Raw genomic sequence first — 20,698 nt, 5'->3', positions numbered from 1 at the left:
CTGGAGGTTAGCATTAACTTTATCAATGGAATCGACCTTTATCCAGTCGTTTACGAATTTTTCTTAATTTAAATGCACGCAGCAGTCCCGTTGATTCATTATTTTCGTTCTCATCGAGACCATTGAGCGCCTGTACAGGATGGGATTTACAGTGTTTTCGGTAAGTGAAGTGATTTTTATTGTGTTTGTGGTGATGGCCATCATCATAGCGATGAAGCATTTTTTCCCGCATATTGGCTGCGGTGCCTTGTTGCTTTTCAGACATAATCTAATTCCTTAACTTGCCAAATCAGTTCAGACAGGAATAAATATCCCTATCTAAAATATAGGCAAAATGTTCTGAATAAGCCATGCAATAATGTGAAGATCTTGAAAGCTTGATTATTCTGCGCTTCCTCAAGGTGACAGTTATTCATGTAAAACGTTGCTTATCCAAATTGATTACATTATAATCCGCGCCTGAAAAGGTAGGTTTATTTGTGAAAGTTAATAATAATGTCAGGGGTGTCAAAAAACTTCAGGAAATACAGTTGCTAGTTATCCTGATAATTGTACTCAGCACATTACTGATGAATGGCAGAGAAGCTGGAATGTCGGCGTTTCTGGGCGGTATTATCGCGTTAGTCCCATCATTATTATTTGCAAAACTGCTTTTCAGGTATCGAGGGGCGAGAGCTGCGCGGCAAATAGTAAAAAATTTTTATTTAGGGGAATTTGTTAAATTAACTTCCTCCATTTTACTGTTTGTGCTGGTTTTCAGCACGTATAAAGTGCAGCCCATGGCGTTTTTTTTAACCTATATTGTAGTGGTAATATCACACTGGTTTTCTCCACTGCTTATTGATAATCAACGAAATAGGCCAGAAAGTGACTGAAATGGTATCAAGCACAGATTACATTAAACATCATTTAACTTATTTGACCTTCAATGTTAAAGAGATGCAGTTCGGTTCGGGTGGTTTCTGGACCTTAAACTTAGACACATTGTTTTTCTCTATTACACTCGGCGCAATAGTTCTTTTGCTGATGTATTTTGGAGCACGCAGAGTTACAACTGCTGTCCCTGGAAAATTGCAGAACTTTACGGAATTGCTTCTGGAGTTCGCTGACAATCAGGTTAAAGACTGTTTCCATGGCAAAAACAAGTTGATTGGCCCCTTGGCGCTGACTATTTTTGTCTGGGTATTCCTGATGAACTTCATGGATATCGTCCCTGTGGACGTGCTTCCGGAAGCAGCAAAATTGATGGGCGTACATTATCTCAAAGTTGTACCTACCAATGATTTGAATATGACTTTCGCAATGTCGTTGTCAGTATTTATTTTGATACTGTTTTACAGCATCAAAATTAAGGGAATAAAAGGCTTTACGAAAGAGTTGGCCTTACAACCTTTCAATAAATGGTATTTTATTCCTGTTAATCTGGTACTTGAGCTGGTTGGCTTAATTGCCAAGCCTATATCTCTGGCGTTGCGGTTGTTTGGAAATTTATATGCTGGTGAATTGATATTTATTCTTATCGCCCTGCTGACCTTAAATTCCATGTCTTCAGTAGCTGGAACTGTAACATTAGGTGTGGCCCAGTTCCTGTTATCATTGGGATGGTCTATTTTCCATATTTTGGTAATCACGTTACAGGCATTTATTTTCATGGTGTTGACAATTGTTTATTTAAGTCTCGCCCATGAGGATCACTAGGTTTAACTTTAATCATCGTCCATAAAGGGGATTTTTATGCAAGCAGCAAATTTAATAGCACAAGTTCAAGGTATGACTGTTATCGCAGTAGCCTTGTTGATTGGTTTAGGTGCCTTGGGTACAGCAATTGGTTTCGGATTGCTGGGTGGCAAGTTCCTCGAAGGTTCTGCTCGCCAGCCAGAAATGGTGCCTATGCTTCAGGTTAAAATGTTTATCGTTGCGGGTCTTTTGGATGCGGTAACAATGATTGGTGTAGGTATTGCCCTGTTCTTCACTTTCGCTAATCCATTCTTAAGCAATCTGGGTTCTTGATAACACCGTCTAGGGGCGTTTAACACGCCCTGAACTGTTACAGGGGAGAAACTGCGTTGGAAATTAACTTAACACTGATAGTACAAATGCTCGTTTTTGCAGCGTTTGTCTGGTTTACCATGAAGTTTGTATGGCCGCCATTAGCGAAGGCAATGGAAGAGCGTCAGGAAAAAATTGCCGACGGTCTTGCCGCTGCGGAGCGTGGACGGAAAGAGCTTGAGCTGGCTCAGCACCGTGTTAAAGACGAGCTGAAACAAGCAAAAGCACATTCTGCTGAAATTATCGAAAAAGCAACCAGAAGAGCCAGTCAACTGATTGAGGAAGCTAAAGAAGAAGCCAAACTGGAAGCACAGAAGCAGGTGAAATTGGCGCATGAGCAGTTACAGCAGGAAATTAATCGTGCCAAAGATGATCTGCGCAAGCAAGTAGCTCAATTAGCCGTTGCCAGTGCCGAGAAAATTCTAAAGAAAACGATTGATATTCAGGCAAACAGTGCCTTGTTAGATAACCTTATTGAAGAGATTTAACATGCCAGATACTGTAACCCTTGCCCGACCTTATGCTAAAGCCATTTTCGAACACGCCCTGAACGAAAAGAAATTGGCAGTATGGTCTGATTATTTAAATCTCTTGGCTTCGCTGGTAATGAATGAGCAAAGCGAGGGCTTTATCACGAATCCAGCGACAACGGCGTCACAACATAGTCAGTTTCTGTTGTCTCTGCTTCCTTCCGATACTGGTGCAGATTCTGAAGGCCTGGAAAATCTAGTCCGCCTTCTTGCAGACAATAAACGACTGATGCTGCTGCCGGATGTGATGGTTCTATTTGAAGCGGAGCGGGCTGAGCATGAGAAAACACTCGAAGTAGAGGTTCGCAGTTACTCCGAGTTATCCCATGACCAGCAGGAAAAATTGGCAAAGGCTTTGAGTGAGCGTCTGCAGCGTAAAGTCAAGTTGAATATTGTAGTTGATAAGTCACTGATTGGTGGCGCGATTATCAATGCCGGGGATTTGGTAATTGATGGTTCGGTTAGTGGTAAATTGAATACGCTTCGTACCAGCCTGGCCGCATAACAAGAGGATATATTCATGTCACAAGTTGCACTAAACCCTTCTGAAATTAGTGAATTAATCAGAAAAAAAATCGAACATTTTAATGTTGCCTCCGAAGCAAGAAACGAAGGAACAATCGTTAGTTTAAAAGACGGCATCGTCCGTCTTCATGGCCTGGCCGATGCGATGCAGGGTGAAATGATTGAATTCCCCAGTGGCGTTTATGGCTTGGCGCTGAACCTTGAGCGGGATTCAGTAGGCGCGGTAATCCTGGGTGATTACTCCAATCTTTCTGAAGGTCAGAAAGGTAAATGTACCGGCCGTATTCTTGAAGTACCTGTCGGTAAAAAGCTTTTAGGACGCGTTGTCGATGCGCTGGGGAACCCAATTGACGGAAAAGGTCCAATTGAAGCAGATAAAATGGCTCCAATTGAAAAAGTGGCGCCAGGAGTAATTGCACGCCAGTCAGTTGATCAGCCTGTACAGACAGGATTAAAAGCCATTGACGCGATGATTCCAGTTGGACGTGGTCAGCGTGAGCTGATTATTGGTGATCGACAAACCGGTAAATCGGCTATTGCCATTGATGCGATCATCAATCAAAAAGGCACTGGTGTTAAATGTATTTATGTAGCCATTGGGCAGAAAGCGTCTTCTGTGGCCTCTATCGTCCGCAAACTGGAAGAGCACGGTGCCATGGAACACACCATTGTCGTCGTTGCTGGTGCTTCTGATTCTGCTGCACTGCAATTTATTGCCCCCTACTCCGGCTGCTCAATGGGTGAATACTTCATGGAGCGCGGTGAAGATGCACTGATTGTCTATGATGATTTAACCAAACAAGCCTGGGCTTACCGTCAAATTTCCCTGCTATTACGCCGTCCGCCTGGACGTGAAGCTTACCCTGGGGATATTTTCTATCTGCATTCCCGTTTGCTGGAAAGAGCTGCAAGAATCAATGCTGCCGAAGTAGAAAAATTGACAAATGGTGAAGTAAAGGGCAAAACCGGTTCGCTTACCGCGCTGCCAATTATCGAAACACAGGCTGGCGACGTATCGGCCTTCGTACCAACCAATGTTATCTCTATTACCGATGGTCAGATCTTCCTGGATGTTGATTTGTTCAACTCGGGTGTAAGGCCAGCAATTAACTCCGGGCTGTCTGTGTCCCGGGTTGGTGGTGCTGCTCAGACCAAGATTATGAAGAAACTTGGCGGTGGTACGCGATTGGCGCTGGCGCAATTCCGCGAACTTGAAGCATTCTCGCAGTTCGCTTCTGATTTGGATGATGCGACACGCAAACAGTTGGAACGCGGCCAGCGGATTACAGAGTTAATGAAGCAAAAACAATATTCGCCATTATCTGTCGCTGAAATGGGACTCTCGCTGTTTATTGTCGAAAAAGGCTATCTGGATGATGTCCCGGTTGCTGAAGTCAGCGCGTTTGAAGCGGCACTACGCAGCTTTATGCATAGTTCATATGCTAGCCTGATGAATAAAATCAATGAAGCAGGTGCTTATGATAACGATATTGAATCTCAACTGAAAAATGCAGTTGAAGAATTCAAACGTACAGGCAGCTGGTAACAGTAAGAACTAATTGATTACGCAGGATGGGTTAACCATCCTGATAATTAAAGGCGAAGCAAGATATGGCTGGAGCAAAAGAAATCCGTACAAAAATCGCGAGTGTGAAAAACACACAAAAGATCACTCGCGCTATGGAAATGGTGGCTGCAAGCAAAATGCGTAAAACCCAGGATGCAATGAAAGCCTCTAAACCCTATGCAACAAAAATCTATAATGTCGTCAAACATATCGCACGCGCAAACTCAGAGTATCGCCATCCTTTTATGACTGTTCGTGATATCAAACGAATCGGCCTTATTGTGATTACAACCGATCGCGGCTTATGCGGTGGTTTAAATGCGAATCTTCTGCGTGAAACGATTCGAAGCATGCGCCAATGGCAACAGGAAGGCAAAGAGATTAGCCTTTGTGTGATTGGCCGTAAAGGGCAGGCTTTTTTCAGACGGGTAGGCGGTCATGTGGTTGCCAGTGCAGATCATTTGGGTGACAGGCCAGGCGTTCGCGATATCATCGGTGTTGTAAAAACCATGCTTGATGCCTTTTATCAGGGCGAGATTGATGCTTTGCATGTGGTCTATAACGAATTTATCAATACCATGACGCAGAAGCCGGTAATAAAACAAATGCTGCCCCTGCCTACTGATGATACAGATACTCAGGAGCTGGGCCATCATTGGGATTATATTTATGAGCCGGATTCCAAAGAGTTGCTGGATGCTTTATTAGAACGCTACAGTGAGCTTCAGGTTTATCAGGCAGTCGTTGAGAATATTGCCTGTGAGCAAGCGGCTAAAATGATAGCAATGAAGAGCGCCACTGATAATGCTGGTGCTTTGATTAAAGAATTTCAATTGGCATATAACAAAGCCCGACAGGCGGCTATTACCCAGGAATTAGCAGAAATTGTCGGTGGCGCAAGCGCATTATAAGAGGGTTTGAATATGAGTTTAGGAAAGGTAGTTGAAGTAATCGGCGCGGTAGTCGATGTGGAGTTTCCACGTGACAACGTTCCAAAAGTAAATGATGCCTTACACCTGATTGATGGTGACTTGGTATTTGAAGTACAGCAGCAGCTGGGCGATGGTGTAGTCCGCACGATTGCCATGGGCAGCACAGACGGCTTAAAGCGCGGTCTTGAAGCAAAAAATACGGGTGAGCCTATTCAAGTGCCAGTCGGTAAAAAAACACTTGGCCGTATCATGGACGTTCTAGGCCGCCCCGTGGACGAAGCTGGCCCAATTGATGCTGAAGAGCATTGGGCAATCCACCGCAAGGCGCCTTCTTATGAAGAACAAGCCGGAAGCCAGGAGCTGCTTGAAACCGGGATTAAAGTAATTGACCTGCTCTGTCCTTTCGCTAAAGGGGGTAAGGTTGGTCTATTCGGTGGTGCCGGTGTGGGTAAAACCGTTAATATGATGGAATTAATCCGTAATATTGCGATTGAGCATAGCGGATACTCCGTATTTGCCGGAGTGGGTGAGCGAACCCGCGAAGGAAATGACTTCTATCATGAAATGAAAGACTCCAATGTATTGGATAAAGTGTCACTGGTTTATGGTCAGATGAATGAGCCGCCAGGAAACCGTCTGCGTGTTGCTTTAACTGGCCTGACCATGGCAGAGAAATTCCGTGACGAAGGCAGGGATGTTCTCCTGTTCATCGATAACATCTATCGTTATACGCTGGCTGGGGTAGAAGTATCTGCATTACTTGGACGTATGCCTTCAGCAGTAGGATATCAGCCGACTTTGGCCGAAGAAATGGGTATGCTGCAAGAGCGAATCACCTCTACCAAGACAGGTTCTATTACTTCTATCCAGGCAGTGTATGTTCCTGCGGATGACCTCACGGATCCATCACCTGCAACGACATTCGCGCATCTTGATGCGACCGTTGTATTATCGCGACAGATTGCTGAGTTGGGTATTTACCCTGCAGTAGATCCGCTTGACTCCACTTCACGCCAGCTTGATCCATTAATTGTTGGCCAGGAGCATTATGACACGGCTCGCCGCGTTCAGCAGACACTGCAGCGCTATAAAGAATTGAAAGATATTATTGCTATTCTTGGTATGGATGAATTGTCTGAAGAAGACAAGCGTGTTGTATCCAGAGCACGTAAAATTCAGCGTTTCCTGTCTCAGCCTTTCTTCGTAGCAGAAGTATTTACTGGTTCCCCCGGAAAATATGTCGCTCTTAAAGATACCATTAAAGGCTTCCAGGGAATTCTGGCGGGCGAGTATGACGATTTGCCAGAACAGGCCTTTTATATGGTTGGTAGTATTGAAGAGGCTGTTGCTAAAGCCAAGACACTATGAGGCAAGAAAAAATGGCTATAACAACCCATTTGGATATTGTCAGCGCTGAGCGTGAGATTTTCTCGGGCGTTGTCGAAATGGTGGTCGCGACAGGCGAGCTGGGAGAAGTGGGTATAACTCCCGGCCATGCTCCGCTGCTTACTGTACTGAAGCCAGGTGAAATCCGTATTACTCATATGGGTGGCGCGCAGGAAGTGTATTATGTTTCCGGCGGCATGCTGGAAGTTCAACCTTTCTACGTTACCATACTTGCTGATGAAGTAGAGCGTGCAGAAAGCCTGGATGAAGCGGCAGCACTTGCTGCTAAAAGCAGGGCTGAAGAAGCGATTGCCAATAAAAACGCTGATATTGACTACTCCATGGCCGCAACTGAACTGGCTCGTGCAGTTGCCCAGATCCGCGCTATTCAGAAAGTCAGAAAGAATCTTAAATAATACTGCTTGATGCGCTGTGCCTTGGTATAGCGCATCAAATATACAAGCTATCAACAACCTCCTAAACCAGCTATAATAGACCCAATAAATTCATCCTTCTGTAAAACATCCAACGACCATGCCAGCAATTGATAATATCGAGCGGAAACCGCTTACTGAATTCACTGAGAAAGCCTACCTTGATTATTCAATGTATGTGATTCTTGACCGTGCGCTACCCCATATTGCCGATGGTTTGAAGCCGGTACAACGCCGAATTGTCTATGCAATGTCTGAACTTGGACTGAAGGCCACAGCGAAGCATAAAAAATCGGCACGCACAGTGGGGGATGTCTTAGGTAAGTTTCACCCCCACGGCGATTCGGCTTGTTATGAGGCGATGGTCTTGATGGCCCAGCCGTTTTCCTACCGCTATCCCTTTGTTGATGGGCAGGGAAACTGGGGTTCGCCTGATGATCCCAAATCATTCGCGGCGATGCGTTACACCGAAGCACGGTTGTCAAATTATGCAGAACTGCTGCTTTCGGAATTACAACAGGGGACAGTCGAGTGGGTAGACAATTTTGACGGCAGCCTGCAGGAGCCGGCGTTATTACCAGCCCGCTTGCCCAATGTGCTGCTAAATGGCGCAACTGGTATTGCCGTGGGGATGTCTTCCGATGTTTTACCTCATAACCTGAAAGAAGTGGCCAATGCCTGTATTCATTTACTTGACCACCCAGAGGCACAGCTGGATGATGTATTAGCTCACATTAAGGGGCCTGATTTCCCTACCCAGGCAGAAATTATTACTCCGTCGCAGCAAATTAAAGCGCTTTACCAATCTGGCCAGGGCTCCGTTAAAATGCGAGCCATCTATCATGTTGAATCGCATCAGATAGTGATTAACGCCCTTCCCTATCAGGTATCGGGCGCGCGGGTTATAGAACAGATTGCCGCCCAAATGCAGCAGAAGAAGCTGCCAATGGTAGAGGATTTACGGGATGAATCGGATCATGAACACCCAACGCGTTTGGTTATTGTGCCTAAATCAAACCGGGTTGATGTGGAAGGTCTAATGTCCCATCTGTTCGCAACCACCGATCTGGAACGTAGCTACCGCGTCAACTTCAATATGATTGGCCTTGATGGAAAACCCAGGGTAAAAGATCTCCTAACGCTATTGAATGAATGGCTGGTTTTCCGGCTTGCCACAGTCACCAGGCGTTTAGAATATCGTTTGAACAAAATCCTTGAGCGCATCCATGTACTTGAGGGATTAATAATTGCCTATCTGAATATTGATGAGGTGATCCGCATTATCCGTGAAGAAGAACAGCCCAAGCTTGCCCTGATGAAGCGGTTCGCCCTGAGTGACAGACAGGCTGAAGCAATTCTGGAAATGAAACTTCGTCATTTGGCCAAACTTGAAGAAATTCGATTGCAGGCTGAACTGGATGAGCTCAGCAAGGAGCGCGATCATATTCAGGCGCTGCTGGCCAATGAGGGAAAATTACGACATCTGGTTAAAACAGAAATAACAGCTGATCGGGATGCGTATGGAGACGTGCGTCGTTCGCCCTTAATGGAGCGCCAGGATGCACAGGCCTTAAAGGAAGAGGATATTCTTCCTAATGAACCCATTACGGTGATTCTGTCGCAAAAAGGCTGGGTACGTGCAGCGAAGGGTTATGATGTCAATGGTCAGGAGCTAGGTTATAAAGCCGGCGATGGATTTAAAACTCAAGCCAACGCACGCAGCAACCAACAGGTGGTTTTCTTTGATAGCGAAGGTAAAGTATATACTTTACCGGGCCATGTCCTGCCTTCAGCCAGAGGCCAGGGAGAACCGCTAACCGGTAAACTAAATCCTGCTGACGGCATGATGTTTGAAGCGGTAACGGCGGGTGAAGCCGAGAATCATATTCTGCTGGCTAGTGACGCCGGCTATGGCTTTATCACCCAACTGGGCGAACTTTATGTAAAAAATCGCAATGGTAAGGCCTGTCTCAAACTGCCGGAGAACAGCCGACTTTTAAACCCGAGAATAGTGAATAAGATAGAGACTGATCTGATTGCCTGCGCAAGTAATATTGGCCGCCTGCTGATTTTTACTGCCAAAGAATTACCCATCTTAAGCAAAGGCAAGGGAAATAAGATGATAAGTATTCCGGGCAGTAAAGCGAGTATACGCGAAGAATTCGTAGTCGATTTCCAGGTTCTTTCCGAGATGGATCAATTAACAGTTCATGCCGGCAAGCGCCATTTTACTTTGAAACCTGCTGATTTAAATCATTACCGAGGCGAGCGTGGACGTCGCGGCAATCGCTTGCCCCGAGGTTTGCAGGCAGTTACTTCGCTAGAAGTCATTAAAGCAACTGACAAATCCAGTGAGCCAACAGCATGAAACTTACTGCAGGTCGATTACGCTGGATCATGAATATCTGGCCGCCCTTCTGGGGGGCTGGGGTTCGTGTGGATGAAATAAAGCCGGATTATAGCTATATCCGGGTTTCACTCAAGCTGCGTTGGTATAACCAGAATTATGTAGGCGTCCATTTTGGCGGCAGCTTATTTTCGATGACTGATCCGTTTTTCATGCTCATCTTACTGCAACGTCTAGGCAAGGATTTCATTGTCTGGGACAAACAGGGAGAGATACAATACTTAAGCCCTGGAAAAGGCCGGGTGACTGCCGAATTTAAATTAAGTGATGAAGAGATTGAACAAATTCGCCAGGATGCTTTGAATCAGGGCAAAACCAATCCCTTTTTTTCGGTTACTATCTACGACGAAAATCAGCAGCCTGTTGCTATTGTGAAAAAAACACTTTATGTGAAGAGCAAGAATTTCAAGCGGTCGCAAACGGAATAAGCAGAGAAAGAGCCATTCAGATTGCACCAGAACCGTTCTGCCCTCAGAGCTCGGTCGAAGCCCCATAACTATCTATCTAAACCAATATTTTCCCCGTCCGAATCCCCGCGGCAACTGACCGCGGGGCCCATGCCTGTTGGAGTAGTATGATCCTCAGACAAGTTTCAATGTTGCCAAAAAATAGGGTTTAACAGGTAGTCATAAACAAGTGTGCTTAACATTCAATTGGCTTCGTGTGGGCCCCGCGGTCAAAGCCGCGGGGATTCGATAGCTTTTAATTCTCATGCGCTTGTGTAGATAGCTATGGGTCGCAGCCCCATAGCTATCTATCTACACCAATATTTTCCCCGTCCGAATCCCCGCGGCACTGACCGCGGGGCCCATGCCTGTTGAAGTAGTATGATCCTCAGACAAGTTTCAATGTTGCCAAAAAATAGGGTTTAACAGGTAGTGATAAACAAGTGTGCTTAACATTCAATTGGCTTCGTGTGGGCCCCGCGGTCAAAGCCGCGGGGATTCGATAGTTTTTAATTCTCATGCGCTTGTGTAGATAGCTATGGGTCGCAGCCCGGGCTGATGGATTTCTGCCTACGCGGAAACGACACTATTTAAAGTCATTTTGACCTAATAAGGTACGTATTTTTTGAATGAAAAAATGAGGGGATTCCTCAGGCCGAACGGATTGAGTTAAAAGCTGAAGTTGGGCTGTCCAAACTATTAGATTAGATCTCCAGTAAAGACCGCAAGTCCTGCTTCTTCTGCTCATTTAACGAAGCAAACTCAAGGGTTGCCAAACCTGCTTTGCGATATAAAGCTTGCACAAGCGGATCAGAAATTGCTTGCAGATGTTGCTTAACGGTTTGAATGTCCCCCCGGGCGATAGGTCCGGTTAAGGCCTCTGCGCTGCTGTCGGCCTTACTGATATTTGACAGGCTGGCTTGCATCAGGGATACAATGACCTCTTTTGCCAAATCATCCCCTACCCCTGCTTGCTGCATGCATTTACCGGCCACGTCAGCGAGGGTCACCAGGTAATTCGAGGCGATGGCGGCTGCTGCATGATAAAGCATCTTCTGTTCGGGCTGAATCGTAAATAATCGGGCGCCAAGGTTTAAAAACAAAGGCGATAAAATGTCGATTGCTTCAGAATCGCCCTCAATGCTGCAATAGCAGCCCTCGAAAATTTCTGCATCCGGCAATTGCCTTGGAAAAGGTTTCAGAGGGTGCAGGCAAACAATGTAGCAACCGAGGGCATGCAAGGGCGCTAATACCTCAGAGGACAAGACGCCGCTGCAATGAACTACTACAGAGCCTTTCAGAACAGGACCTGCTTCCTGGAGCTGTTGAACAATATGGGTGATCGCTGCGTCGGGCGTTGTAATGAAATGCAGATTCGCAGGCGCAAGTTTCCGCAAGTCGCTAATTGCGGTTCCTGCCCCCAGTATGCGAATCGATTCTTCAGTTGATGAAAAATGTCGATTAAATACGGAAAGCAGTTTCCCCTTTCCTGAATGAATTAAGGCATAGGCAAGTTGTGTTCCCAGCCGGCCTGAACCAATCAGATTAAAGTCCATAATGCCTCTGAAAATAAAAATGTTTTAAATGATAACAATATTTACACTATATTATCAGTATGAGCATTTAATTAAGAGTATAATTATACTTTACTGATAGCTTGAGGCCACTATATATGCCTTATTTGATAAGAGGAAGCTTTAAAAACATATTTGCCGCGTTTGGCCGGGATTTTTTCAGCTCAGACGGTTCGAATATTGAAGACCTGAGACGCGATCTGGAGCGCTCCCCTTTATTAGGAACGCCAGATCAATGCAAAACACATATTGAGACCTGGATGGATCCCGAACTGAGTGATCATGAACATTACTCACAGGGCAATATGTTTGGTGAAATACTGAAAATGCTTCTGGGCGCGGATGTTTATACCCACCCCTTGAAGCTGGCCAACGAACAACCCGAGGAAGCTGCGAAAAATATCGGCAAGCTCGATTTTGGCTTCATTGACCACGCGGGTCAATTGGCTGCTTTCCATCTGGAATATCGAAAAGATAAGCCGGGGCAATGGCTGGCAGGTATTATTAAAAACACGAATAAAATACCAGAAGAAAGAGAGGTCATATTTATAAGCAGCTTTAAACCGAAAGTTGTTGATTCTAAGCAAGGCATAGAGGTTGTCAATGTTGAATCAGGCCCAATTCCTTTGATTGGGACTAAAGATAAACCCTTGGTTCATAATCCATTAGTTCGCAATTTAGTGCAGAGCATCATTCAGAAAAATGGCGAGGTGCATCCTGATAGCAGTATTGCCAACCAATTTACTCAAATTGTCAGTGAAAAGGCTTATCAGCCTAATGAACGGTTGTTGGCAAGTCTCCATAAAAATGTGGGAAAGGCGCTTGCTAACCCCGGACTTAAAATTCTCGAGCAGCTTGATTTAGACACCTACAAGGTTCCGCATCTCGAAAAATGCCTTAACCAGAGTAAACCTTTTTTCCAGCATCTGCTTGCCTTAGGAAAATTAAAAGATAAGGCACTGGCACGAGACAAGGGAATACTGCTCCTGTTTCTGGATTCTTTAAATCTTCTTGAAACTTACAGCCAGCACAAGAATGCAGTCTGGCTCCCCGCGTTGGCCGATTACATAAAAAGAGACTTACTGGGATCATCAAGCCAGGACGTACTTTTAAACATCAGCCATGTGAGCCGATTATGGAGTATGCTGAGCAAAAGTTTAAGTGATAACAGCAAAGCCACCATCATTGATGCTTTTCTCCGTTCCTCTAAATCCCTTGGAATTGAGAAAAGCCTGCTTAACATTCAAAATGAGGATGAGGCAAAAGTCATTTTAAATCGTATTCGAAATGGCGAGAGTGAGCTTCAGCTCTTTCTGGATGAGATGCATAGATATGAGCACTTGGCTGGAGTATTGGTAAATCTGTCGTCAAGCGTAAGTATTCAGGAATTCCGTAAAATTGCGACTACACCAGCAATTCATGAAGCATATTTTCTTTTGCAGAAAAACAATATTATATTACCTGACAATAAGATTTTACTCGATCCGGTTCAGTTTGAGCAGCTGAATCTTTTTATCTCAGAACTAAAGACCCCCGATGCTGACAAAATCGCTAGGGTCGAGGTCATGCTATGGCTCAGTTATCAAAAGCGGTTTGACTATTTTACAGACAATCAGGATAACAATGAGTACCTGCAATTGTTGCAGCAATTGATCCACCTGCATGCGCTTGACGCAAGGAATCTGGACGAAAGTTTGCATAAGGTTGAGGTTTTTTTAAAGGATATCAGGCCTGAGATTTTAAAGCAGGGAAAGTCACACAATGTAAGAAGCATGGCAATGCTTATTCAATGTTATTTGAACTATCCGGGTGACAAGCCTCTGTTGGTACTGCCGCGTTTGCTAGATGAAACACAAATTCGATTATTCCAGTATTTGATAAAACATGAAAACAATGAATCGCTTCTCATTGCCCTGGTTGATCAGTTGCAAACCTACCCTGGTTTGGCTGGGCAATTATGGCGAATGGTTGACAGAGGGGAGTCAGTCAGCGGCATCATTAAGATTGGCACCGATCCGGCTCTAAGCCTGTTGCAGTCAGAAAATGTAGCGTTTAAAGCGGAGGGGGCGAGTGAGCTCACTCCGTTTGTGTCCAAATTACAGGAAATTACCCGGACAGAGCCGAATGCGGCCCTGCGCAAAAGCTTTCTGGAGGCAGCGCTGGTGCTTGCCAAAGATAATTCACTTAAGATGGAACTTCTTAACCCGCGGGCACAACTGCAGAGAAAAACCCTTGCTGATTTGCAGCATGCAGTACCCGGTAATGAAGACTATTTGAGACTGGCAGCTGGCGATGACAGCAAGTCACATGACTTCAATCTAATATTACAGCAGATATTCAGCCGGCAATTACCAGCATCTGGCCAAAAATTACTGATCGAGGCGGCCTATACCGCTCTAAACAATAATAAACTGGATAGTTTACAGGCAGATTCCCCCGAGAAGAAACGATTGGCCAAGCCTTTAGGGCAGATGCGTACCCAAATGCAATTAATGGATCATTTCCATGGATTGCAATTGGAGCAAAAATACCTGGATTTATTAATGGGACAGGACACCAATAGCCAAAGGTTCTTTAATGCTGCTGTTTTTGTAGAGACCCAGTGTGAGGAAATGCGCAAGCGTTTACTGAAAACCAATCCTGCAAAACATAATTTAATGCTCGAGCATGAAGCAAATTACCGTAAAGCACTCTATTCAATTTTATACGATGGATTGACCAGTCCTGCCGGTTCTAAGAATAAAAACGAGCTCTCTCAACGCCTGAGGGATGCAGAACAACCCTTATTATCTGTTCTGGATGTGGACAGTCGTCCTGCCCTACGGAGAACCATGAAAGTGATTGCCAATTTTTTCAGCATACTTCTGATTGGTATTCCCAATATGATTCATCACAGACGGACTGGTCACTGGGCATTTTTTGACAGAACTCGATCAAGCGAAACAGTGAGCACTGTCAGCGAGAAAGTAAGGAAGGAAATCGAATCACCCTCACCTAAAGCAGGGGGCTAAGGTTAAATTGAAGATTCTATGTTTTTATTAAAGCTTGATCGCTACAGCCTCAGCCTCTCTGGGATCCCGCGAACGAGTCCATCGATATCTACACAAATGTTTCCGCTCCGCAGCTCCTTCGAATCCCCCCGGCAGCGCCAATCCGAATCCCCCCGGTAGCGCCAATCCGAATCCCCCCGGTAGCGCCAATCCGAATCCCCGCGGCAGCGACCGCGGGGCCCATGTCTGGTGCCGAACATGCTCTTCAGAGGAATCCTATGTTGCTGAAAATAGCAATTAAAAGCAATTAGGAACAAGTCTTTCAAACATTTAGGCTTCGTATGGGCCCCCGCGGTCGTTGCCGCGGGGATTCGGATGGCGCTGTCGCGGGGATTCGGGTTGGCGCTGTCGGGGGGATTCTGAGCGAGAAAAAAATTGTGTAACACCTGTGGAACAACCCACAGAAACGCCCGACCCACGCGCAGTAAGTAGACGAAGCCTAATGCTTTGTCAGTAAAACCTTCATATTAAATATAAATATCTATATTAATCATAGTATTATCTAAAATTGCATAAATTTCATTCTTTCCTTGAGGATTTTTTGCACTTTGCTTCGTATCATTCAGCAGCAGGTTAATTAATAAGCAGTTTACTATTGAATTCTGGCAAGGTTTCTGCTTAATATGAATAATTCTGCACTGTACAGAAATTAAGGACGAGCCATGCCATTGAAGGCCTTTCAACAGGACCAATTAAAATTTATCACCACGGGAACAGAAGTTCCCACCTCTGGCCATAAAATAAGCCGCGTTGAATTTCTTGATACGGATGGTACAGTCAAAAAAGGGTTTTTTAAACCGGTCGATAATAGTCTTTACCCTGCTCTATTGGCAAAATACTCTGTAGCCAGCAGCGTGGCCTTGCGCATGTCTCTGGGTGATTTTTTTGCTGAAGAGCGATTAGTCTATGAAAAGGGGCAAATTGTAGGAACAGTGTCCTTTGCCCTGGACAATTATAAACCGCTACTACGATACAGACAAACGGAGCCCGAAGATCCCTTCGAGCGGGAATTGGTAAATCCCTCTAAAGAGACATTGCTCGATAAGAAAGTGGCGAAGCAAATAGCTGCCTGGCTGAGTATTGGTGATGAAGACAGGCATCCTGACAACTTCAGCCTGCTGGGGGGCATTGATTATGACATGTGCCATTACCGCTACACCAGTATAATCCGCGGGCCTCGGGCAATTGATGGTATTATAAAAGATCCGGAAGACGTGCGGATGACCTGCGCTAAAATCAGTGATTTGCCCATTGTCGAAGGCAGAACTCACTGGCCTGCCAATAGATATCCTGAGAATTTTTGGTTGCCAAAAAAATACTTGTCGACAACCGCCTTTCGCGATCTGGCCGGCAGTGAGGAATTCAAAGAGCAGATGTTTGAAGCGTTGACCCATCAGTTATTGACCTATGATCCTGACGCTTTGCGATCACGCCTTGAAGAATATCTTGGCGATGAGCCGCTGGATTATCGAAGCCTTTCTCAGGAAAAAATATTAGGACTGGAGAAGGCAAACCCGGTATTGTTTAATGCTGAAACAGACCGGAAATCGATGGTCGATCATATGCTTGCGGTATCACAGGAAGAATATGACGAGCTGTTTCGGGCAGTGGTTTATTATCCAGGCTGCCCTTCCAACAGAAGAGGAATTAGAGTCCCCAGTTTCAATGAATACCTGGCAAAAAAACCTAAAGTGGTCGAGCGTGTTAAACAATGGACATCTGCAGAAAACCAGAAGGTTGACGTTGCAGTTGAAACACACAATAAACTGATGCCGGAAATACAGCGGCGTAAACTTAGCCTTCAGGAAGAACTTGAAGCGCATAAAAAACATGTGCCTGAAGTGCCGGACAAAAAAGGCAGTGCTTTAGAGGAGTCCCTTGAAAAACTGAAGAAGATGGAGGCTTCATGCGCCGCATACTGCATGAGTGATGCCGGCAGGTATGATAATGAAAAAATTTCAAAGCGCTTTCATAAGGTCTGGCGTGATTCCTTCCTGCCTTATATCAATCAGATATTGCAAAGCCTTGATGGGTTGGAAAGAAGCATTTTGCAGGGGCTTAACTCCCACAGCTTGCCCTCAATTGAAAGTAAACCGGTTCCACTTGATCAAACCAAGGCCACTGAGTCCTGGCAATTGCTGTCCAAAGGCGATGATTTATCTACTATACAGGTGCAATGCAGCGAGAATAACTCGCAGTTGCTTGCTTTGAAGCAAATCAGACAATTTCGCGAAAAAATTTTTAAATGCTCAGATTCCTATTTCAAGACGGAGCTGGCTGATCTGACGCAAAGCAGAAACGACATTTTCCTTGAGGGAATACAAAGGGCCATTAATGAAGATGAAAATCTGATTCGTGAATCCCTGGGGCAAGGATATCAGAAGGAATTTACAGACATAATCGATCAGATCGATTCTTATAAAGTCAAGATGTACTGGGCCAGATATGCGAGCGGACGGGGCGATCAACCGCTCTATGATGCCAAAGCAGGGCAGCCGGATGAGGAGAAAAATTCGCATATGGATCCTCAGGTCATAGAGGGCTGCTTCAAACAACTGTTTGCCTGGGCGGATGAACAGGAAAATGGGCCAAAGAAAAATGGGGATTCCCCCTTGACCCAATTTATCGCAGAGGTGATTGAGCGGTGTTACACTCCAAGTCCCTTTAATTATCTTGCAAATCGTTGCCGGGGGGAAAGTGTTTTATGTTTCATTAAAAACTCTTCCTTAAAGGGATCTGAAAAACTGGCCTGGATCTTCAGTGCTGGAGGCCACGAAAAAAACTCGCTTAATACCTTATTGGTTATCCATCTAATTAATACAATGCTGGTTCATTATAAGGATCAGGTAGGCTGTAATTTATCCAGTGTGAGGCATGCTATCAATACAAAGACATTTAACAGCGCAGCCTACACCAAACTTATCATGGAGCATTCCAGCCAAAGCCCGGCATTTAGCCATAGCCGTAGCGTGAGTGCAGTCAGTAATTTTCATCAGGCAATGTATCGATGGGTGGACTCTTTTAAAACAGATCAGGAGTTTAAACTATTTATTGATAAATCGGTAAGAAAATATATGGAGCCGACTCTGTTAAATTATTTCTGGAAAACAAAAAACAGAGATGAGGAGGTGCCTAAATATTTCGATCCCAAGTTTGGTTATTCACGCAGCAATATATTAGCCCTGATATTAACGAAGGGTGAAACCAAGGAGACTTCACTCAATTCCATATTGATAAAAGATATTCTTGCGGATATTCAGAATAAATGGGCAGTTCATGAAGCGAAAGTGAATAAGCAGCAGGTTTCTGCACATGAAAAAGCCGGTAAGGGAGAGGGATCAGATACCCAATCGATATCTGAGCTCGAGCAGGATGCTAAGGAAATGGAGACGTTTGCCTATTATCATTCAGTGTGCCAGATGAAGCCTGAAGACATAACCTCTAAATTCTTAGAGGATTTGCGGATACAGTCTAAAGATAAAACGGCGGTGAGAAGAGCTGCGTCAGAGATGGTATGCTCTTAAACTCTTCCTGCAATACAGGAAGAGGGCTTTTCTAAGGCGTTTGAGTGCAGGGGTTACCAAGATGGTGCTCCTGGATAAAATCGTCCAATTCCAGAATCAGAGTATCTAATGCACTTTGATCATAGCGTTTGCCTGTTTGCTCCAGACGCAGCTGCTTGGCCGTACTGGTGAAATCTTCCAGGAGCAACTGATCCTCTTCATTTCCATAAGCCAGGATGTAGCCCGCAACTTTTGCCAGCGCATCATCGGCTGCGACCATGTCTTTATTAAATGTTGCAGGATCAGGGGTTTGCCGGCAATTATTGTCTTCAGCTTTTCCTGCTGTATGCCAGCTATCATAAAGAAGTTTCAGCAATAAAATTGTCATGGGTAATAAAAAAAGAGTGGCAAGAAAAAACGCAGGATTGATAACTGACACAGGCTGAACTGAACTTTGGGCAGTCGTTGAAGTGCTTGCCAGGGGTAAGGGTGAAGAAAGCGGCACGCGCTGTCCTGCGCTAATTGCGGGAGGTACAAACATCTGATTCAGAGGCTGAGGTGTTGATCTGAAAAAGCAATGCCCTGATTTTTGATTGCTTTTCTTTGGGTTGGGAGCAATTTGCTTTTTCCTGTTAGGCAGTTCATCTCCAGTATTTAGCAATTGCTGATTCTTAGGCAAAGGGGTAATTTTTTGCTGGGCAGTTAATTTTTCTGGCAGGCCCGCCAGACGATTTTGCTGATTGACCCAGGACTCCATCGATTGCATTACCTGTTGCATCAATTCCTTAGCGGAAGAAATTAATTCAAGTTGCTTTTCTTCAGATGCAAACTGGTGGAGGTGCGATTTGATCTGATTGGTCTGCTCCATGATTTGTTTTTCAACCTGATGTAAATCAACGGTAGTCACTCCAAAACGAGCCAGATTATCCTGGTTATTGATAAAGCTATCGAGTCTCTCCTGCTTGTCTGATACCCATTTTTCCCACCAGCGAATATCTTGTTTGTCTTGAATGGATTGATGGTAAGCGGCGCTGTTGGCTTCCAGAACTTCAAAAACAGGCGTTTGTGAACGTTTCACAAATATTTCAATGCCTTCAATCAGGTCAAGCATCTGCGTGCGGAATTGTGTGATTGTAAATACTTCTCCCGCCTGATCCAAAAGCTGTGTCAGTTGCTCAAGAATATGCTGAAACCTCAGAACTTCCTGCAAGTCACTGATTGCCTGACCGTAGGACTCATGGACGAATTGCGGTAAATGATCGATAAATTTAAATTCTGCACATTGATTCAGGTCTTCAGCGGTCAGGCGGATGGGAGGCGGTGAGACCGCAATATTATCCTGATCGCCAAATGTCTGGATTGATTCGCCAACGGATTGAGCGCAGCGTTTTGCTGCCAGTGTAGGAAATTCGCGATGGGAGCTAACAGGCTCTGAGTGTTTATAGAGCTCCCAGAATGGGTGTGGATTTGCGTCATGGCCGGTAATGGCAAAATGCATTCCAGTATGTCTTTTTTCAGCGAGGTTGGTTAGTTCATGGTAGAGGCGTTCGATTTTAATCTTGAACTGCCTGGATTGCATTTTTTGCTGAATATCAAACTGGATGTCTTTTTCGATTTTATTCCGGCAATCATCCAGAAACAGGCGATCACTGCCTGAAGTCGGTGAAATCATCACTTCAACCGAACGCAGATACTGGGTCAGAGACCGCAATTGCTCGCTGACATATTCTGCGTCATTGATTGCTGCCAGTTTGCGTAGAATTTGCACACAGTCCAATAAAACATAATTGAATGGCTGGTTGAGATGGGCTGCCGAAAGATCACTGTTTCTAAGCAGCAGGTAATCGCCGATATGCCGCATCATGACACTCAAGCCTGACCAGCTCACCCGCTGAGGCGGCAGGAGTTCAACATGAAAGTCATCCAGGCTCAATTCATGGCGTGGACGGTATTGCAGATTCAGGATCCAGGAATTCTCATTCACTGCAAGGAACGCCTGTTCTTTGTCCTCGCTAAACCAGCTATCCTCTGTTTTCAGCAGTTCGGTATCGATTTTGCTGGTCGATCTGAGATTGATAATGCGTTGCCTGAATTGCAGCTCTTCTTCGGTGTAACATAATTCGCTATAAAATGGTTTTGCCAGAATGCCCAAGCGCGCTGCATCCTGCATGGAACGATAGGGAATGCGATGCTGTCCTTCCTTCATGAGTGGCCCTCCGTGCTGGCTAAATATTGATTAGTTTTGAATAAATCAACATCTTTAAAGCAGAGAAATCTTCCTGATGTCCATGGTTT

The 20,698-nt window shown here is 45.0% G+C and carries 16 protein-coding genes; 13 read left to right on the top strand and 3 right to left on the bottom strand.

Annotation, left to right across the window (positions count from 1 at the left end; all coding sequences use genetic code 11):
- Positions 1-22 precede the first annotated feature (22 nt).
- A complete protein-coding gene (locus DYH42_RS15270) occupies positions 23-265 on the bottom strand; it encodes a hypothetical protein (RefSeq protein WP_058524325.1) in 243 nt (80 codons plus the stop codon).
- Between the two features lie 214 nt (positions 266-479).
- On the opposite strand from DYH42_RS15270, the gene DYH42_RS15265 reads away from it, so the two are divergent.
- From DYH42_RS15265 to DYH42_RS15215, 11 genes are all read left to right on the top strand, one after another.
- Complete coding sequence (locus tag DYH42_RS15265; protein ID WP_058524326.1) at positions 480-875, top strand: ATP synthase subunit I; 396 nt, start codon at positions 480-482, stop codon at positions 873-875.
- Between the two features lies 1 nt (position 876).
- Complete coding sequence (gene atpB, locus DYH42_RS15260; protein ID WP_083503167.1) at positions 877-1,698, top strand: F0F1 ATP synthase subunit A; 822 nt, start codon at positions 877-879, stop codon at positions 1,696-1,698.
- Positions 1,699-1,734: 36 nt separating this feature from the next.
- Positions 1,735-2,010: a F0F1 ATP synthase subunit C gene (atpE, locus tag DYH42_RS15255; RefSeq protein ID WP_028385819.1), complete on the top strand. Its 276-nt coding sequence runs from the start codon at positions 1,735-1,737 to the stop codon at positions 2,008-2,010.
- 56 nt (positions 2,011-2,066) lie between these two features.
- Positions 2,067-2,537 (top strand): F0F1 ATP synthase subunit B, encoded by a 471-nt coding sequence (locus DYH42_RS15250; protein WP_058524327.1) that lies wholly within the window; start codon positions 2,067-2,069, stop codon positions 2,535-2,537.
- Between the two features lies 1 nt (position 2,538).
- Positions 2,539-3,084, top strand: coding sequence for a F0F1 ATP synthase subunit delta (locus DYH42_RS15245; protein WP_058524328.1), 546 nt, complete (start codon positions 2,539-2,541; stop codon positions 3,082-3,084).
- A gap of 15 nt (positions 3,085-3,099) precedes the next feature.
- The gene (gene atpA / locus DYH42_RS15240; protein WP_058524329.1) at positions 3,100-4,650 is read left to right on the top strand and encodes a F0F1 ATP synthase subunit alpha; all 1,551 of its coding nucleotides are present in this window, start codon (positions 3,100-3,102) and stop codon (positions 4,648-4,650) included.
- Positions 4,651-4,715: 65 nt separating this feature from the next.
- Positions 4,716-5,582, top strand: a complete 867-nt coding sequence (atpG, locus tag DYH42_RS15235) for a F0F1 ATP synthase subunit gamma (protein WP_058524330.1) — start codon at positions 4,716-4,718, stop codon at positions 5,580-5,582.
- Between the two features lie 12 nt (positions 5,583-5,594).
- Positions 5,595-6,971, top strand: coding sequence for a F0F1 ATP synthase subunit beta (gene atpD / locus DYH42_RS15230; RefSeq protein WP_058524331.1), 1,377 nt, complete (start codon positions 5,595-5,597; stop codon positions 6,969-6,971).
- Between the two features lie 11 nt (positions 6,972-6,982).
- Positions 6,983-7,405: a F0F1 ATP synthase subunit epsilon gene (locus tag DYH42_RS15225; RefSeq protein WP_058524477.1), complete on the top strand. Its 423-nt coding sequence runs from the start codon at positions 6,983-6,985 to the stop codon at positions 7,403-7,405.
- A gap of 118 nt (positions 7,406-7,523) precedes the next feature.
- On the top strand, positions 7,524-9,791 hold the full coding sequence (parC, locus tag DYH42_RS15220; protein ID WP_058524332.1) for a DNA topoisomerase IV subunit A: 2,268 nt from the start codon (positions 7,524-7,526) through the stop codon (positions 9,789-9,791).
- On the top strand, positions 9,788-10,258 hold the full coding sequence (locus DYH42_RS15215; protein WP_058524333.1) for a DUF4442 domain-containing protein: 471 nt from the start codon (positions 9,788-9,790) through the stop codon (positions 10,256-10,258). Before parC ends, DYH42_RS15215 begins: the two co-directional genes overlap by 4 nt.
- A 722-nt stretch (positions 10,259-10,980) precedes the next feature.
- Here the strand turns inward: DYH42_RS15215 and DYH42_RS15210 are convergent.
- Positions 10,981-11,832, bottom strand: a complete 852-nt coding sequence (locus DYH42_RS15210) for a Rossmann-like and DUF2520 domain-containing protein (RefSeq protein ID WP_058524334.1) — start codon at positions 11,830-11,832, stop codon at positions 10,981-10,983.
- Between the two features lie 116 nt (positions 11,833-11,948).
- On the opposite strand from DYH42_RS15210, the gene DYH42_RS15205 reads away from it, so the two are divergent.
- Positions 11,949-14,861: a hypothetical protein gene (locus DYH42_RS15205; protein WP_058524335.1), complete on the top strand. Its 2,913-nt coding sequence runs from the start codon at positions 11,949-11,951 to the stop codon at positions 14,859-14,861.
- 701 nt (positions 14,862-15,562) lie between these two features.
- Positions 15,563-18,424, top strand: coding sequence for a hypothetical protein (locus DYH42_RS15200; protein WP_058524337.1), 2,862 nt, complete (start codon positions 15,563-15,565; stop codon positions 18,422-18,424).
- Between the two features lie 31 nt (positions 18,425-18,455).
- Here DYH42_RS15200 and DYH42_RS15195 read toward each other — a convergent pair whose 3' ends face one another.
- Positions 18,456-20,609, bottom strand: a complete 2,154-nt coding sequence (locus DYH42_RS15195; protein ID WP_058524338.1) for a hypothetical protein — start codon at positions 20,607-20,609, stop codon at positions 18,456-18,458.
- Positions 20,610-20,698 lie beyond the last annotated feature (89 nt).

It is taken from the genome of Legionella birminghamensis, assembly GCF_900452515.1.
GTDB classification, from domain to species: domain Bacteria; phylum Pseudomonadota; class Gammaproteobacteria; order Legionellales; family Legionellaceae; genus Legionella_C; species Legionella_C birminghamensis.
Note: the sequence above shows the minus strand (reverse complement) of the source record. Positions and strands in the feature narration are given on the sequence as shown.

Excerpts from the sequence above, each read along its gene's own strand:
- atpB (WP_083503167.1), top strand. The coding sequence starts at position 877 with ATGGTATCAAGCACAGATTACATTAAACATCATTTAACTTATTTGACC.
- DYH42_RS15200 (WP_058524337.1), top strand. The coding sequence starts at position 15,563 with ATGCCATTGAAGGCCTTTCAACAGGACCAATTAAAATTTATCACCACG.
- DYH42_RS15225 (WP_058524477.1), top strand. The coding sequence starts at position 6,983 with ATGGCTATAACAACCCATTTGGATATTGTCAGCGCTGAGCGTGAGATT.
- atpE (WP_028385819.1), top strand. The coding sequence starts at position 1,735 with ATGCAAGCAGCAAATTTAATAGCACAAGTTCAAGGTATGACTGTTATC.
- parC (WP_058524332.1), top strand. The coding sequence starts at position 7,524 with ATGCCAGCAATTGATAATATCGAGCGGAAACCGCTTACTGAATTCACT.
- DYH42_RS15195 (WP_058524338.1), bottom strand. The coding sequence starts at position 20,609 with ATGAAGGAAGGACAGCATCGCATTCCCTATCGTTCCATGCAGGATGCA.
- DYH42_RS15270 (WP_058524325.1), bottom strand. The coding sequence starts at position 265 with ATGTCTGAAAAGCAACAAGGCACCGCAGCCAATATGCGGGAAAAAATG.
- DYH42_RS15205 (WP_058524335.1), top strand. The coding sequence starts at position 11,949 with ATGCCTTATTTGATAAGAGGAAGCTTTAAAAACATATTTGCCGCGTTT.
- atpA (WP_058524329.1), top strand. The coding sequence starts at position 3,100 with ATGTCACAAGTTGCACTAAACCCTTCTGAAATTAGTGAATTAATCAGA.
- DYH42_RS15215 (WP_058524333.1), top strand. The coding sequence starts at position 9,788 with ATGAAACTTACTGCAGGTCGATTACGCTGGATCATGAATATCTGGCCG.
- DYH42_RS15210 (WP_058524334.1), bottom strand. The coding sequence starts at position 11,832 with ATGGACTTTAATCTGATTGGTTCAGGCCGGCTGGGAACACAACTTGCC.
- DYH42_RS15245 (WP_058524328.1), top strand. The coding sequence starts at position 2,539 with ATGCCAGATACTGTAACCCTTGCCCGACCTTATGCTAAAGCCATTTTC.
- atpD (WP_058524331.1), top strand. The coding sequence starts at position 5,595 with ATGAGTTTAGGAAAGGTAGTTGAAGTAATCGGCGCGGTAGTCGATGTG.
- atpG (WP_058524330.1), top strand. The coding sequence starts at position 4,716 with ATGGCTGGAGCAAAAGAAATCCGTACAAAAATCGCGAGTGTGAAAAAC.